At 59.1% G+C, this 15,026-nt stretch carries 11 protein-coding genes and 1 riboswitch; of the genes, 5 read left to right on the top strand and 6 right to left on the bottom strand.

Going from position 1 to position 15,026, the window contains the following annotated elements:
• Positions 1-120: 120 nt before the first annotated feature.
• The 5 genes from GXB78_RS16480 to GXB78_RS16460 are packed head-to-tail and all read right to left on the bottom strand — an operon-like array spanning position 121 to position 4,198.
• A complete protein-coding gene (locus GXB78_RS16480) occupies positions 121-762 on the bottom strand; it encodes an urea amidolyase associated protein UAAP2 (protein WP_329516138.1) in 642 nt (213 codons plus the stop codon).
• Between the two features lie 10 nt (positions 763-772).
• Positions 773-1,498 (bottom strand): urea amidolyase associated protein UAAP1, encoded by a 726-nt coding sequence (locus GXB78_RS16475; RefSeq protein ID WP_329516137.1) that lies wholly within the window; start codon positions 1,496-1,498, stop codon positions 773-775.
• Between the two features lie 13 nt (positions 1,499-1,511).
• Positions 1,512-2,300, bottom strand: a complete 789-nt coding sequence (locus tag GXB78_RS16470) for an ABC transporter ATP-binding protein (RefSeq protein WP_329516136.1) — start codon at positions 2,298-2,300, stop codon at positions 1,512-1,514.
• On the bottom strand, positions 2,297-3,112 hold the full coding sequence (locus GXB78_RS16465; RefSeq protein WP_329516135.1) for an ABC transporter permease: 816 nt from the start codon (positions 3,110-3,112) through the stop codon (positions 2,297-2,299). Before GXB78_RS16465 ends, GXB78_RS16470 begins: the two co-directional genes overlap by 4 nt.
• Positions 3,113-3,130: 18 nt before the next feature.
• Positions 3,131-4,198 carry a putative urea ABC transporter substrate-binding protein gene (locus GXB78_RS16460; RefSeq protein ID WP_329516134.1) on the bottom strand — a complete coding sequence of 356 codons (1,068 nt, stop codon included), beginning with the start codon at positions 4,196-4,198 and terminating at the stop codon, positions 3,131-3,133.
• Positions 4,199-4,261: 63 nt separating this feature from the next.
• Positions 4,262-4,362: riboswitch (guanidine-I (ykkC/yxkD leader) on the bottom strand.
• 350 nt (positions 4,363-4,712) lie between these two features.
• Between GXB78_RS16460 and GXB78_RS16455 the strand changes: the two genes are divergently transcribed.
• From GXB78_RS16455 to GXB78_RS16440, 4 genes are all read left to right on the top strand, one after another.
• Positions 4,713-5,117, top strand: coding sequence for a hypothetical protein (locus GXB78_RS16455; RefSeq protein ID WP_329516133.1), 405 nt, complete (start codon positions 4,713-4,715; stop codon positions 5,115-5,117).
• Positions 5,118-5,312: 195 nt separating this feature from the next.
• Positions 5,313-6,527, top strand: coding sequence for a glycosyltransferase family 4 protein (locus GXB78_RS16450; protein ID WP_329516132.1), 1,215 nt, complete (start codon positions 5,313-5,315; stop codon positions 6,525-6,527).
• A complete protein-coding gene (locus tag GXB78_RS16445) occupies positions 6,520-7,413 on the top strand; it encodes a hypothetical protein (RefSeq protein ID WP_329516131.1) in 894 nt (297 codons plus the stop codon). Before GXB78_RS16450 ends, GXB78_RS16445 begins: the two co-directional genes overlap by 8 nt.
• 2 nt (positions 7,414-7,415) lie before the next feature.
• Positions 7,416-12,947: a calcium-binding protein gene (locus GXB78_RS16440; protein WP_329516130.1), complete on the top strand. Its 5,532-nt coding sequence runs from the start codon at positions 7,416-7,418 to the stop codon at positions 12,945-12,947.
• 67 nt (positions 12,948-13,014) lie between these two features.
• Here GXB78_RS16440 and GXB78_RS16435 read toward each other — a convergent pair whose 3' ends face one another.
• Positions 13,015-14,127 carry an enoyl-CoA hydratase/isomerase family protein gene (locus tag GXB78_RS16435; protein ID WP_329516129.1) on the bottom strand — a complete coding sequence of 371 codons (1,113 nt, stop codon included), beginning with the start codon at positions 14,125-14,127 and terminating at the stop codon, positions 13,015-13,017.
• A gap of 132 nt (positions 14,128-14,259) precedes the next feature.
• On the opposite strand from GXB78_RS16435, the gene ung reads away from it, so the two are divergent.
• Entirely contained in the window at positions 14,260-14,952 is a 693-nt protein-coding gene (gene ung / locus GXB78_RS16430; protein WP_253500053.1) for a uracil-DNA glycosylase, read from the top strand.
• Positions 14,953-15,026: the final 74 nt, after the last annotated feature.

The raw sequence follows: 15,026 nt of genomic DNA, 5'->3' as shown, positions 1-15,026 counted from the left end.
CACGGCGCATTCGCGAGCAGGCTCGCTCCCACAGGGTTTAGGTTTGTCCGGTGGATTTCAGGCACTGCCCGGAACGCGCCTGGCACAGGGCGAACAGCAACTGGCGCAGGCGTTTCAATTTCAGTTCCATACCAGCAACTCCGCCGGGGTCGGGTTGTAGGCATTGCACGGGTTGTTCAGCTGCGGGCAGTTGGAAATCAGCACGATCACGTCCATCTCCGCGCGCAAATCAACGTACTTGCCCGGTGCGGAAATACCGTCCTCGAACGTCAGCCCGCCATCCGCCGTCACCGGCACGTTCATGAAGAAATTGATGTTCGGCCCGATGTCGCCTTTGCCCAGACGCCCATCGTGGGCGCAGGCGCGCAGGTAGTTGTCGCGGCAACTGTGCATGTAGCGTTTTTCCAGGGCGTAGCGCACGGTGTTGCTCTCCTGCGCGCAGGCGCCGCCGAGGGTGTCGTGGCGCCCGCAGGTGTCGGCGACGATGGTCAGCATCGGCTGGCCAAGGTTGGAATACAGCACGCTGCCGGTGCTCAGATAGACGCTGTTCTGCTGCCGCAAGGTGCGCTGCACGTCGTAGCGTTCCCTGGGGTTGGCGAGGCTGTAGAACAAAGTGTCGATTGCCTGATTACCCTCCAGGTCGAGGATGCGCAGGGTCTGCCCGGCTTTGACCTCCATCAGCCAGGGTTCACCGGCGGGAATGGTCGCGCGGTAGATCGCGCTGTCGGGTTGCTTGTGCGAAGTGGCGATTGCGAGTGACATGGCGCGATCCTCAGGCGAACAAACGGTCGGTGTTGATGAAGCCGCGCTCGTTCTCCGGGCGCGAAGTGCGGCAGTGTTCGGCGACGCTGGCGTCGGCGTTCATCCAGCTCAGCTTCACGGGTTTCGGAGCGTATTCGGGGGACGGGTCCATCGGGTGTTGCAGGGCGGTGAGCACCACCAGGGTGTCCATCGGTGCGTACAACTCTATGTAGTCGCCGGGCTTCGAATTGCCTTCGACGAAGTGGAAACGCCCGGCCTCGTCGACGTTAACGCGGCTGAACAGATTGAGGGTCATCAGCAGATCGGACAGGCCCAGGCCCCACTTGCCGAGCTCCACCAGCAGGTTGTCGGTGCCGTTGCGGAAGAAGCCGTTGCGCAATTCCTGATAGCGGCCCTGGCCGTATTTTTCTGCGACCTCTTGCGCGCAGAGCACACCACCGAGGCTGTCGCTCCAGCCACAGGTGTCGGCGGTGATCGCGGCGAGCACGCGGCCCATGTCCGAGTACAGGCAGTGGCCGGCAGTGAGCTTGGCGGTGTGCTGGCATTTGAGGCTGTCGGGCAGGTTCAGCCGCTCGGTTTTTTCATTGGCGTTGAGCAAGGTCAGGCTGACATTGGCGCCACCGCGCAGGTCGGTCAGGCGCAGCAATTGGCCGCGCTTGAGCACGAACGAACGGTGGCCGCCGCCCGGCAGCAATTCCTCGGCTAAGGGTGGGAAGAGTTGGATTGAATCAGTCATTGGAGCAGTCCTCTCAAGCAGTGCGAAGGGTGCCCGCCAGCGGCAGCGGCAGGGCCTCGACGGCGGCGCGCTGGGCGCGGCGGTCGCTGTTCAACGGGATGTCGTAAGTGATGCGGGCGCCATAGGCGCCGGGGGCGTGCGGGTCGAGGCGCACCTTGTCGAACACCAGCAGGCGCGTGCCGAGGCTGAAGCCTTCGGCCAGGTCGTGGGTGACCATGAACACCGTCAGTTGCGTCTCGCGCCACAGTTCCAGCAGCAGCGCGTGCATGTCTTTGCGGATGCCCGGATCGAGTGCGCCGAAGGGCTCGTCGAGCAGCAACACCCGCGGCTTCATGATCAGCGCCTGAGCGATGGCCAAGCGTTGCTGCATGCCGCCGGACAGCTGCGCCGGATATTTGTCCAGCGCATGGCCGAGGCCGACTTTGCTCAGCAGTTCTGCAGCCTGTTCGCGGGCCTCGCGTTTGGCGCTGCCGAACAGCCGGCCAAGCAAGGGCGCACGTGGCAATTCGAGGCCGAGGGCGACGTTGTCGAGCACGCTCAGATGCGGGAACACCGAGTAGCGCTGAAACACCACGCCTCGGCTGGCATCCGGTTCGCCGGCCAAGGGCTGGCCGTCGAGCAGAATTACCCCGCGGCTGGCGCTTTCCTGGCCGAGCAACAGGCGCAGGAAGGTCGATTTTCCGCAACCCGAGGCACCGACCAAAGTGCAGAACTCGCCTTCCTTGACGCTCAGGTTCAAGCCTTCCAGAACCACTTGATCGGCGTACTGCTGCCAGACGTTTTTTACTGTGATGAAGCTCATTTCGCCGCCCCCTCATACCAAGGGAAAGCGCGCTGGGTCAGCTGTTTCAGCCCCCAGTCCATCAGCCAGGCGAGCAGGGTGATCCACACCACGTAGGGCAGGATCACGTCCATCGCCAGGTAGCGCCGCACCAGAAAGATCCGGTAGCCGAGGCCGTCGGTCGAGGCGATCGCTTCGGCGGCAATCAGGAACAGCCACGCCGAACCGAGCATCAAACGCAGCGAGATCAGCAGTCGCGGCAACAACTGTGGCAGGACCACGCGCAGCATCAGCGTCCAGGTCGAGGCGCCGAGGGTCTGCGCCTTGATCAGCAGTTCGACCGGAATGTCACGGGCACGCTGTTCCAAGTCCCGCGCCAGCGCCGGTGTGATGCCGATGACGATCAGCATGACTTTCGACAACTCGCCCAGACCGAAGACAATGAACAGAATCGGCAGGATCGCCAGCGGCGGCACCATCGACAGCACGGTCAGCAGCGGCGACAACGGCGCGCCGAACAGCGGCAGGGTGCCTGCGGCAATACCGAGGCAAAGACCCACCAGTGCGGCGATGCCGAGGCCGATGGCCAAACGGCGCAGACTCGACGCAGTGTCTTGCCACAGCAGGTACTCACCAGTGCGGCTGTCGGCGTTGAAGGCCAGGCGTTTCACTGCGTCGCTCATCTGCACGGCGCTGGGCAGCAGTTTGTCGTTGGGGTTGTCTGCCAGGCGCCCGGCCGAGCCTGTGAAGTAGGCGAACAGCACAAGCGCGAACGGCAGGATCACCAGCAACAGGCGACTCGGGCCATCGGGGTGGCGATTGATCAGGCGCATGGCCAAATCCTCCGTGGCTTACAGCTTGACGTCGGCGGCCATCTGCACGTAAGTCGGGTCGAAACGCAGCTTCAGATTGGCGGTGTCGCCGCTGGTCACGCCGTTGGCGAAGGACATGCCGACCGCGCTCGGGTCTTTCGCGCCTTCGCCGAGCAGGCCGTGTTCGAAGGAAAATTCGGCGACCTTGCGCATGGTGTCCGGCAGTTGTTTGCTGGTGGCGAAACTCAGCGCTTCGCTTGGTGTGGCGAACAGTCTGGTGGTGTCCAGTTGCGCCTGGAATCCGGCGAGATCGGTGCCCGAGGCCTTGGCCATGTGTTCCAGCGCGGATTTGCTCGCGGCGGTTTTCGCGTTCATCAAAGCGACCAATTCGAACCACGCCCCGGTCAGCGCTTTGCCCAGTGCCGGGTTGTCATTGAGGGTGGCGCTGTTGACCACCATCATGTCCATGATCTCGCCGGGGATCTGGCTGGAATTGAACACTTCGGTAACGCCGGATCTGGCCTTGATATCCGAGAGCATCGGGTTCCACGTGGTCACCGCGTTGACTTCGTCGGTGTTAAACGCGGCGGCAATGTCGGCGTCGGAGGTGTTGACCACTTTCAGGTCTTTCTCGGTCAGGTCCACCGAGTCCAGCGCGCGGGCCAGCAGGTAGTGGGACACCGACAGTTCGACCAGATTGACGTCCTTGCCCTTGAGGTCCGTGACCTTCTTGCCCGCGCCCTTGAGCACGATGCCGTCGTTGCCGTTGGAGAAATCGCTGACGATCAGTGCGGTGCTGTCGACGCCGCCGGCAGCGGGAATGGTCAGCGCATCCATGTTGGTCATGGTGCAACCATCGAACTGGCCGGCGGTGTACTGGTTGATCGATTCGACGTAATCGTTGAGCTGCACGACGTCGATCTTGATCCCGTACTTCTTCGCCCATTTGTCGACGATGCCCTGGCTGCCGGCGTATTCCCATGGCATCCAGCCGGCGTAGATCGTCCAGCACACGCTGAAGTGATCTTTCTGGGCAGCAGAAGATTGGGTGCTGATGAGCGCGGCGAAGGCGGCGGCGAGCAGGGCGGGGAAACGTAGTCGGATCATTGCGGATTCTCCAGTTGATTGAGGGCGGACAGGAAGGCAACGCGGCACCGCGAACGGTGGCTTGTCTCCCGGGCTTTTGTCCCGCCGTGTAACCTCAACTGGAGGTCGCCAACTCTCGGACCAGCCACTCGCGATTGCGAGCCGGAACCCTAGTCAGCCATTGCAAATTGTGGTGCCGCGAACCTGTGATGACTCCTGCACGGGTTTGCTAAAGCGAGAGGCGTGCCAAGTCGGGGCGAGCCCTCTGGCGCGGGGATCTGCTGGATTGGAGAGGAGTGCACGGCGATCAACCGCGCATCGCAGTGGTGCGCGATTGCACCGTCATGCAGCGTGGCGGTTATCGAATGGAGCGGTCATTCGGGGGTAAACAAGATTTCATAATCACTTGTTTCAACTTGTTGCAGGAACGCACCAGATTCCGAAATCGCTGTCTGATTTTTCGACAGTCACAGAATTAATGGCTGTCGCCTGCCAGCGTCGCTGGTGTGGCCAACCCGCGGTCCAGGAGGCCGCCATGTATCGCCGAATCCTACTGCTTGCCGTGATGCTTTTTTCCCTTGGCGGATGCGTCCCTTATTCATACGGAGACAGCTACTACAGGTCAGAGGTCTACACATCACCCGCACCGGCCTATTACAGCGGTGGCGGCTCCTATTACCGTAGCGGCGGCACCTATTACACCCAGCCGCGCTACTACCAGCCAGCGCCGCGGTACTACCAGCAACCGCGTTATTACCAGGCGCCACGTCACTATCAACCGGCCCCGCGTCACTACGAAAGCCGTCGCTGGCACGGCAACGATCGCGGACGCTGGGACGGCCACCGTCGCGGCGGTTGGGACAACGATCACCGCGGTCGCGGCAATTACGACCGCCACAGCGGTCGCCGTGACTACAACGGTCGCGGCAACCGCTGGTAAATCACCGCAACGAACAAGCGGCGCATGAAGCGCCGCTTTTTTTCGCCCGTCGAAAAGTCGTTCCGTTTGCCATCTCCTAGGGGATTCCCGGAAGCGTCCTACAGTTTCAATTCGTGGCATTTGTTAGCGTTTGTGGATGCCGAACGATGCGAGAAACCCTCAGCTCAATAGCGGCGAAAAAAGGACGTTACCGCTATGAAGCTTCTGCTTGTTCACCAAAATTTTCCCGGCCAGTTCCGCCATGTGGCGCTGGCAGCGATGGCCCGGCGAGATGAGGTTGTGGCGATAGGCCGGGACACGGCGCCGGGCATCGCCGGGGTGACAATCCATCGGTATCGAGCGACAAGCCGAGCGCCCGGCAATATTCACCCCTATCTGATCCGCTACGAACAAGCGGTGATCGACGGGCAGAAGGTTTTTGAAATTCTCAGCAGGCTGAAACGTTCGGGTTATCAGCCAGATGTCATTCTTGCTCACCCCGGATGGGGAGAGACGCTGTTCGCCAAGGACGTATATCCCGATACGCCGCTTGTTCACTATTGCGAGTACTACTATCGAGCGCAGGGCGCCGATTCCGGCTTCGACCCCGAATTCCCTCAAGCCACAAGGGAGTCGGCAAGGCTGCGAGTGCTCAATTCGCTGCATCTTTTGAATCTTGAGCAGTGTGATGTCGCCATCGCGCCTACGCAGTGGCAGCGCAGCCTTTTCCCGGCGGCTTACCGGTCGGCAATCCGGGTCATTCACGAAGGTGTCGTTCAAGGTGCTGACTTGGCCGAAGTCGGAGCAGTCAGGTTGCCCAATGGAATCGAGCTCAAGGCGGGACAGCCGATCGTTACCTACGTTGCCAGAAACCTTGAGCCTCATCGCGGGTTTCACAGTTTTATGCGAGCGATCCCGCTTATTCAAGCCGAGTGCCCCGAGGCGCAAATCATCGTGGTTGGCGGTGATGACGTCAGTTATGGGCGCAAGGCGGTTGGGTATGCAAATTGGCGCAGCAGGATGGAAGCGGAGGTAAGTTTCGATCACTCCAGCGTGCATTTCACCGGGAAACTTCCTTATCAGACTTACCGGGCGGTTCTGCAGTGTTCGACAGTCCATGTTTATTTGACGTATCCGTTTGTTTTGTCGTGGTCGTTATTGGAGGCGATGGCGTCTGGTTGCGTGATAGTCGCGTCGGATACGGCTCCGGTAAAGGAAGTGATCGTTGATGGAGTTAATGGAGTGTTGGTAGATTTCTTTGATCATCAAGGAGTTGCCGCAAATGTATGCAGGGTTTTGAAGTCGTCTGGTGAATACGATGGTCTTGCCAGCGCTGCGAAGTTGACAGCAAGTCGGTTCAGTGTGAAATCGGGCGTGAGCCAATACTTTGAGGTTTTTGCAAGCGCGATGTCCGGGAACAGCGATGAATAAGCCGGTCCCCAGTTCGATCGGGAGGTTTGAAAAGCCCAGGAGGTCGCGTAAGCAAGTGCTCAAGTGGTTTAAAAAGCTATTGAAATATGGTTTGTTTTTTTATGTCTGTTATTGCGTAGCGGAATTTTATATTCACAAAGAACAATCCGCCCAGTCGGCGATTATTCACCAGGCAGACGAGAAGGCCTGTCAAAACAAGCTGGCGAGCATGAACCAGGTGCCGATATTAGGCGGCGCCTATGTGGATAAGACGCTGGTCCCCGAGTTTTACGTGGGCATGCCTGAATTGGTGAATAAAAAAGCATGCTTGGCAATTGCTCTCAAGGGGCTTTTCTGGTGGACCGGGACGGGGCTGCACCGGTACCAGGATCAGCGCCTGGAGCCGATACCCAAAAGTTGGCGGCTTTATAAACTGAATGCCGGGCTTTTCACCAGAAAAGAAACCACTGAACCCCATGAACGGGGTTATCGACACGTCAACTGGCCGGATGAGTTGATTGTGAAATTGAAAAATTATCCGGGGCTGGAGATTTGGCTGGATGCACCTCCGCCGCATTTCAAGAATGAAGATTCGGTTAGAACGTTTGTCATTACTGGCTGGCCGCGACGAGATGGAACCCCCCGGTTGATCAACTGTGACGGCTTGATTCGCCCGGCTTCGGAGGAAAAGCTGACTGACGAGAAACTGGCAAGGTTCAGCAGAGCCGAATTGGAAAATCTTGATTTCGGCAAACTAAATTTTTTCTGCGATATCAATCTGGATAACTTCGACTTCGCTGGTGGGCACGGTAGCGTAGAACTCGGATTAGCGTCATTACGCGAAGCACCTGAGATGCTCAAGTATCTCAGTGATTATCTTTCACGCTCTGTTATTACAAGGAAGTAACAATGAGTTATGTTTTTAGCGATATGGAAAAAACAGCAGTTTTCAACGCAGCCAATATTTGCAAAGGAATGAGGCTGCGCTCAAAACAAATTCAGTACGATGCGCTGAAAATAGCGGGGGCAAGCTGCGCACCCCTGTACCAAAAGCTATTCGATATTATTGGTGAAAAAGTTTCTGACGTTGTAGCTTCCGATAAAGAGGCTGGAGAGGTGCTGAAAAACGCCAGACTCTGGCTTGCCGTGGCCATTGATGCCAACGGTGGAAACGGTGCCTACTCGGCCCTGATTCGTGGTTACACCTCACGCCAGGGTGAACTCAGACTGAATACAATTTTCAGTGAAGACCTGATGCAGCTTTCATCCAACCAGGTTGCCGTCAATTTCATCAATACCCTGATCAACGGATCCCTTGCCGGTCAACTGGCACCCTGGACCGTTCCGTCAATCAGCCAGATCGCAGAAATCGACGCCAGCGCGATTGGCGAGGCCCTGTTCAAGGAGGTTTGCGGCGAGGACGACACGGCCGTTAAGCGTAATGCCGGTTGGTCCGGAACGGTCGGGTTCAGCCTGCTGGGCGGTAAACCTCCCTATGAAACGTGGAGACTGGTCTCTGCGGGCGAGCCGGATACGGAAGATGACGGCCCACCCATTCAGGCAAAAGCCAACCGCCTCGACGACTATAAAAACATTCTCTTCGCCATCGATTCCTACAGCGTCGGCCTGCGAGCGGCGATCAGCAACTTCGGCGTCAATCCACTGCAAAGCCTGCTTTCAGTGGTGCCAGAACAAATCAATATCGCGCTGGCCAGCGGCAGTGTGAATCCGTTGATCCAGCATGTAGTGAAAGGCACGCCTGTTGCCGCCGTGGTCGAGCTGATCTTGCGCTACGGCCAGAACGCATTTCTCGACATGTTCAAGCGCACTCACGACGGCGATTCTGCTGCCACACCCACCACCAACGAAACCTTCGCCAGCAACGCTTACGCGTTTTTCTCGGCGTTTTCCCCAGAGCAGTCGCAAAGCATCGTCACCCGGACAATAGGCGAATTCGGCAATGCCAATGCATGGGCAAGACTGGCAGGCGAGGCGACCCCCATCGGTCTGGCCATACGCAATTCTCTGCAGCAACTCAGTGAAGTCGTCATCGAACGAGCCGACGGTTACCCCGACCGCAACCTCGAACTTTACGATCCGCACACTGGCGAAGGTTTTATCACCGCGCAGTGGCTGGCAGATCGTGCGCAGATGCTGGCGCGGTTGATTGCCCGAACCCAGGGCTCGTTTGGCGAACACTCGCTACAGAAGTTCTCCTACGCCGATCTCGCTTCAGGTCAACAGGCACCAATGACCACCGGAGTGTTGAACCCGTTGGCCATGTTCGGTGATGACGGCGGCCGATCTTTCGCCGGCGGCACGAATGGCGATCATCTATATGGCGGCGTGGGTAACGACTCGATCGACGGCCTGGCGGGTAACGATGTCATTGAGGGCGGGCGCGGTAACGACTCGCTGAGCGGAGGCGACGGCAATGATGCGCTGTACGCAATGGCCGGTGATGATGTGCTGATCGGAGGAAAGGGCAACGACACTTTGATCGGAGGCGAGGGCAGTGACCGCTACGAGTTCGTCAGCGGCGATGGCATCGACGAGATTTTCGATGCCGACGTTAACGGCCAGCTGTGGATCAACGGCGCGCCGATTCCCTCGCTAAAGCGCCGCACGCCTTTAAGCAATATCTGGTCTACCGAGGATCAGTCCATCACCCTGACGCTTGTTGAAAACACGCTCAACATCAAATACGGCCAGAGCGATCTGGTGGTGATCAAGAACTTCCAGCCCGGGATGCTTGGCATCCGTCTCCCTGAATACCAGGGGCAGGCGCTAAGCGCTGCGGATTGGACGCTCCAGGGCGACTGGAAAGCCAAAGACGCGGATCCCACTGTTCCCGGCGATCAGCCCTCCTTCGATGAGCTGGGCAACGTCGTGCTGCTGCCCAAGGTAAAACAGCGCAACAAGGCCGACGTACTTTACGGTTCCGCCGCAGACGACGTCATTCTCGGCCTGGGTGGTTCTGATCGATTGTTTGGCAAGGCTGGAGACGATCGGTTATTCGGCGACAAGCAGACGACGCTCGAAAAGGCCATGGCCGACGGTGACGCCAAGGGCAAGGCGAATCGCGGAGACTGGCTCGACGGCGGGCAAGGTGACGATTTGCTTATCGGAACGGCATCCCGAGATGTTCTGCTCGGTGGCAATGACCGGGATACCTTGATCGGTGGTGCTGGCGATGATGTGTTATCCGGAGACGAAACCACCGGTGCGCTGGAGCAGGGTTGGGCGGTCAAACGCGCTGACGTCCCCATAGCTGGCGGTGTCACCAGTCATCGAACGGTCTATTCAAAGGCCTCGACAAACAGCGCCTCCGAGGGCGGTGATGACGTGCTGTATGGGCAGGGCGGCAAGGACTTCATCAACGGCGGCTGGGGTGAAGACCTGCTTGACGGTGGCGCTGACGACGATTTGCTCAATGGCGAGCAAGGGAACGACACCCTGGCCGGTGGCAGCGGCAACGATACGATGCTCGGTGACAACCTCGACTGGGGCGGTGGCTTGCCCAGCAGACACCATGGCAACGATGTGCTGGACGGCGGCAGCGGTGACGACTGGCTCGCCGGTAACGGTGGCAGCGACGCGCTGTATGGCGGCCCCGGCAACGACATTTTGCAGGGTGATGACGGCGTACTGGACGGCGTCGAAGGCGATGCCGCGCATTTTTTTGGCAATGATCTGCTGGACGGTGGCTCCGGCGATGACACGCTCTGGGGCGGCGGTGGCGATGATTTGCTCTTCGGCGGCGAAGGTAGCGACGATCTGATTGGCGATAGTCCCGAGCATCCTGTTGGTTATCACGGTAACGACTTTCTCGATGGCGGTGCGGGGGACGACACCCTGCGCGGCATGGGCGGCGCGGATACGCTGCTGGGTGGGGCGGGAGCTGATTTCCTCGATGGCGACGTGTCTGACCTGCAGCCGGGCGGGATCAACAACGACGTGCTCCAGGGCGGCGAAGGAAACGATACGTTACAGGGTGGTTTCGGTGCCGACACACTGTATGGCGGCGCAGGGGACGACATTCTTGTCGGCGATTACGAAAACAGCGCTGAGGCCGAGAAGAATGCCGATTATCTGCACGGTGGCTCAGGTAACGATACGTTGCTCGGTGGCGATGGCAACGACACCTTGATGGGTGGGGAAGGGACGGACTACCTGCGCGGCGATTCCGGCGACAACGTGTTTGATGGCGGTCCCGGTCGCGACGTGTTGGACGGGCTGGAGGGTGCTGACATTTATTATTTCGGCACTGGCGATGGGCTGGATGTCGTTACCGATTCGGGTGGCAGCAACATCATCAGGTTCGGCGCAGGCTTTTCCGCGCAGAGTCTGCAAGCCGACATTATCGAAGTTGCCGTCGGCACGGTATTGCGACTGGCCAATGGCACGGGCGACGCGATACTCATCAAGAGTCACGAGAAGTGGAAGGATTCCACTTTCAGCTTCAGTGACGGCGTTGTACTTGATTACGCTCAAGTCTTGCGCAAGACATTGCCGCCGACAGAGGTGCCCGAATCACTCGTATCGAAAGTTGTAACCACCACAGGACCCCAGGAAAGCAAAGGTGAGGTTCCGGTCCAACCAGACGATGTAACCGCTACGGCTCAAGGCCCGGTGGCACCTGTTCAAACTGTCAACTGGACCGACGAGTTCCTCACGCAAATCAAGTCAAAGCGCTCCGCCCGCAGACACGCCACAGGTTTTACCTTGAATGATCAGGGCGTTTGGGTCCGCAGTCATATCACCACCAGCGACACCGGTTACACCACCCACACTGAGCTGATCAATCACAGCGTCGAAGCAGGGACACTGTCTGAAACGCCGCAGTGGATGAAAGCTGATGGCGGGCAAGCCGTGGTCAGTGAAAGGCAGTCGAAAACCACAACCCGGGTTGAACATAAACAGGTGAAAGCCGAGGGAGCAATACCCTCCTCAAGCTTGGCGCCTCGCTATTATCAATCCGGCTCGGCCAACGGCTTTTCATTCAATACGGGAGATGTATTGGTTGAAGACCGAAAGGAATCCGGCGCCCTTGAAGGCTGGTACATCTACCCGGCGGCAAGTTTCAGTTCGAGCGATACGGTGCGCAGGGAATTCCGTTGGGATGCCGAGAGCACAACGATCAAAAACAAAATCGTCCAAGGCGACGACGTCGGTGGGCGAGTCAATATCGAAGTGGAGAACGTTTTTCACGGCGGCGCGGGCGATGACCTGATCGTCGCTTATGCAGGCTCCCCACTTGATTACGGCACCGTCGGTGACAGAACCCCGGGCGCGTTTTTATCTGCCGGGGCAGGTGACGATACCTTGCTCGGTTCCGAAGGCGCCGACTATCTGCTCAGCGGCGCAGGGGATGATTGGCTGTACGGCGAGGACGGCGCCGACACCTACATCGTGCAAGCGCACGCCGGGGCGACCACCACGATTGCGGATGTGCCGAACCCTGTTTTCCACCGGCCGGAAGCGGGTACCGCGGGGTGGAAAGACGAGTTCGGATTGATCGACCAGGATACCGTCGTCCTGCCGGCACAAGCGCAACGCGATGCACTGCAATTGAGCTGGGGTGCTGCTTTGATAGAAACCACCCATATCGAGCTGGAGCCCAACCCAGGCCGCGGTACTTACCGCAACCCGCCGAGGGCGAAAATGCTTCACCCGACACTCGATATCCAATGGGGCGGGACGCAGAAAGTCCGTATTGTCTTGCCCCTCAACGGTGAACTTGAGGGGGCCGGGATTGAGCTCTTGAAGTTCTCCGATGGGTCGGTCGTAACTTTGAAACAACTCCTGGAATCAAGTCAGCTGGGCCCTGCGCCCGATACTTTTGATACTGGCGTAACCGTCGACAATTCCATGCGTTTCACTTCCTTGCGAGACGGACGAGCGCTGCCATTAGTGGGCGGTCGTGGCAATGACACCATAACCGGCGCGGGAGAGATCCGCGGCATGCAAGGCGATGACCTGCTAACGGGCAGCGCCGGCGATGATCTGCTGTTGGGCGGGCCGGGCAACGACACGCTTACCGGCGGCGCTGGAAATGATATCTACCAATACGATGGCCTCGGCAGAGACGTGATCATCAACAACGGAGGCGGCCTGGACGGAATCGATTTTTCCGAGCGCATGCTGACGATCGACAACCTGAAGTTTCACCGTGAGCGCGATGATCTGGTTATTGTGGTTGATTACGGCATGGCGCCGAAAATCCGGGTTTCCCGTCATTTTGCCGCAGGTGAGAACGCTATCGGCTTCATAAGAGTCAGCGCAGGAACGGCGACTCAAGACTACACAGCGACGCAGATTGCTGAACGTCTGCATCCTCTTCCGCCACTGAGGGATGTCGAGGACATTTTGCTAAAGGGCGACGATGAAGCGCAGCGGGCGATGATGGAAATAATCGAGTTCTACGAACTGAATGTCTGAGTAATAAGACGACCGATTGAGCCGGCCCGCGATGAAATCCAGTCGCCATCGCGGGCCTCGCGTCAGCTCAATACTGGGTCAGATCCGCCAACGGATGGCGCCCCTCCCAGACCTTATGAAAGTGCGCCTCGACCACCGCATCCGGCACGTTATTGATATCCGGCCAGTGCCAGTGCGGCTTCTGATCCTTGTCGATCAAACGTGCGCGCACGCCTTCGCTGAATTCCGGATGCCGGCAGCAGTTGAGGCTCAGGGTGTATTCCATCTGGAATACTTCGGCCAGCGACATATGCCGCGCGCGGAGGATCTGTTCCCAGACCAGATGCGCGGTCAGCGGTGAGCCCTCGGCCATGGTTTTTGCCGCGCGGGCGAGCAACGGATCGCTGCTGTCGCGGTGCAGGCTGATGGCTTTCCACGCACAGGTGACGTCGCTGACGTCGAGCAATTCGTCGATCTGCTGGCGACGCGGCAGCCATTGCGCTTCGGGCATCTGCGCAACGGCTTCCTGCTGCAGCGCCTTGAGCAGGCTGTTGAGCTGCATGGAGGTCTGTTCCTGCCAGTTCAATTGCAGCAAACCTTCGATCAATTGCGGTTGCTGTTCGTCGAGCAGGAAACGGTCGGCCAGATCCAGATCCAGCGCATCCCGAGCGTTGATGTGCGCGCCGGTCAGCCCGAGGAACAAGCCGAGCTTGCCCGGCAGCCGTGCGAGAAACCAGCTGGCGCCGACGTCCGGATACAGGCCAATGCTGATTTCCGGCATCGCCAGACGGCTGCTCGGCGTGACGATCCGCGTGCTCGCGCCCTGCAACAGGCCCATGCCGCCGCCCAGCACGTAACCGTGGCCCCAGCAGATCAGCGGTTTCGGATAGGTGTGCAGGCTGTAATCCAGGCGATATTCCGCGCTGAAAAACTGCGCGGCCAGTGGCGGCACTTCGCCGGGATGAGCGCGGCAGGCTTCGACCAGGCTGCGCACCTCGCCGCCGGCGCAGAAGGCCTTGGCACCGTTGCCGCGCAGCAATACGCAGACGATTTGCGGATCATCGGCCCAGACTTTTAATTTGTCGCTGAGGGCGTTGATCATCGGCAGGGACAGCGCGTTCAGCGATTTTTCGGCATCCAGGCTGGCGATGCCGATGCGGGCGCCGTCGGTGCCGGTAAGTTCTTCGAAGTGCAGATTCATCGTGACCTCGATCGGGAATTTGAGCGATCAGTATGATCGCTGTGGGGGAAAGTGCCGGATCTGCGTCAGATCAATTGACAAGCGTGGTCGGCTTTCCTAGGGTTCGCCCCATTGTTTTTGCCGGAAATGACCATGACTGCTGACGACCGTATCAAACTCGAACCGAGCTGGAAGGAGGCACTGCGTGCTGAGTTCGACCAGCCTTATATGGCAGAGTTGCGCAGCTTTCTGCAGCAGGAGCGGGCGGCCGGCAAGGAGATCTACCCGCCTGGGCCGTTGATTTTCAATGCGCTGAACTCGACGCCGCTGGACAAGGTGAAAGTGGTGATCCTCGGCCAGGACCCGTATCACGGCCCGGGCCAGGCTCATGGTCTGTGCTTCTCGGTGCAACCGGGCGTGCCGGCGCCACCGTCGCTGGTCAACATCTATAAAGAGCTGAAGCGCGACCTCAACATCGACATTCCCAACCACGGCTACCTGCAAAGCTGGGCCGATCAGGGCGTGTTGCTGCTCAACACCACCATGACCGTCGAGCGCGCCAATGCCAATGCGCACAAAGACAAGGGCTGGCAACACTTTACCGACCGCATCATTGAGGTGGTCAGCGAACGGCAGCCGCATCTGGTATTCATGCTCTGGGGCGCCCATGCGCAGAGCAAGCAGAAGCTGATCGACGCCACCAAGCACCTGGTGCTGACCTCGGTGCATCCGTCGCCGTTGTCGGCCTATCGCGGGTTTTTGGGCTGCGGGCACTTCAGCCGGACCAACAAGTTTCTCGAACAGAATGGCGAGACGCCGATCGACTGGCGCCTTCCATCGATTTGATGTGTCGACTGGGTTGGCCCCTTCGCGAGCAGGCTCGCTCCCACAGGAATTGTGTGCAAGCCACAAACCCCCTG

Origin of the sequence: Pseudomonas moraviensis subsp. stanleyae (genome assembly GCF_036283065.1) — a bacterium.
Classification (GTDB): domain Bacteria; phylum Pseudomonadota; class Gammaproteobacteria; order Pseudomonadales; family Pseudomonadaceae; genus Aquipseudomonas; species Aquipseudomonas stanleyae.
Note: the sequence above shows the minus strand (reverse complement) of the source record. Positions and strands in the feature narration are given on the sequence as shown.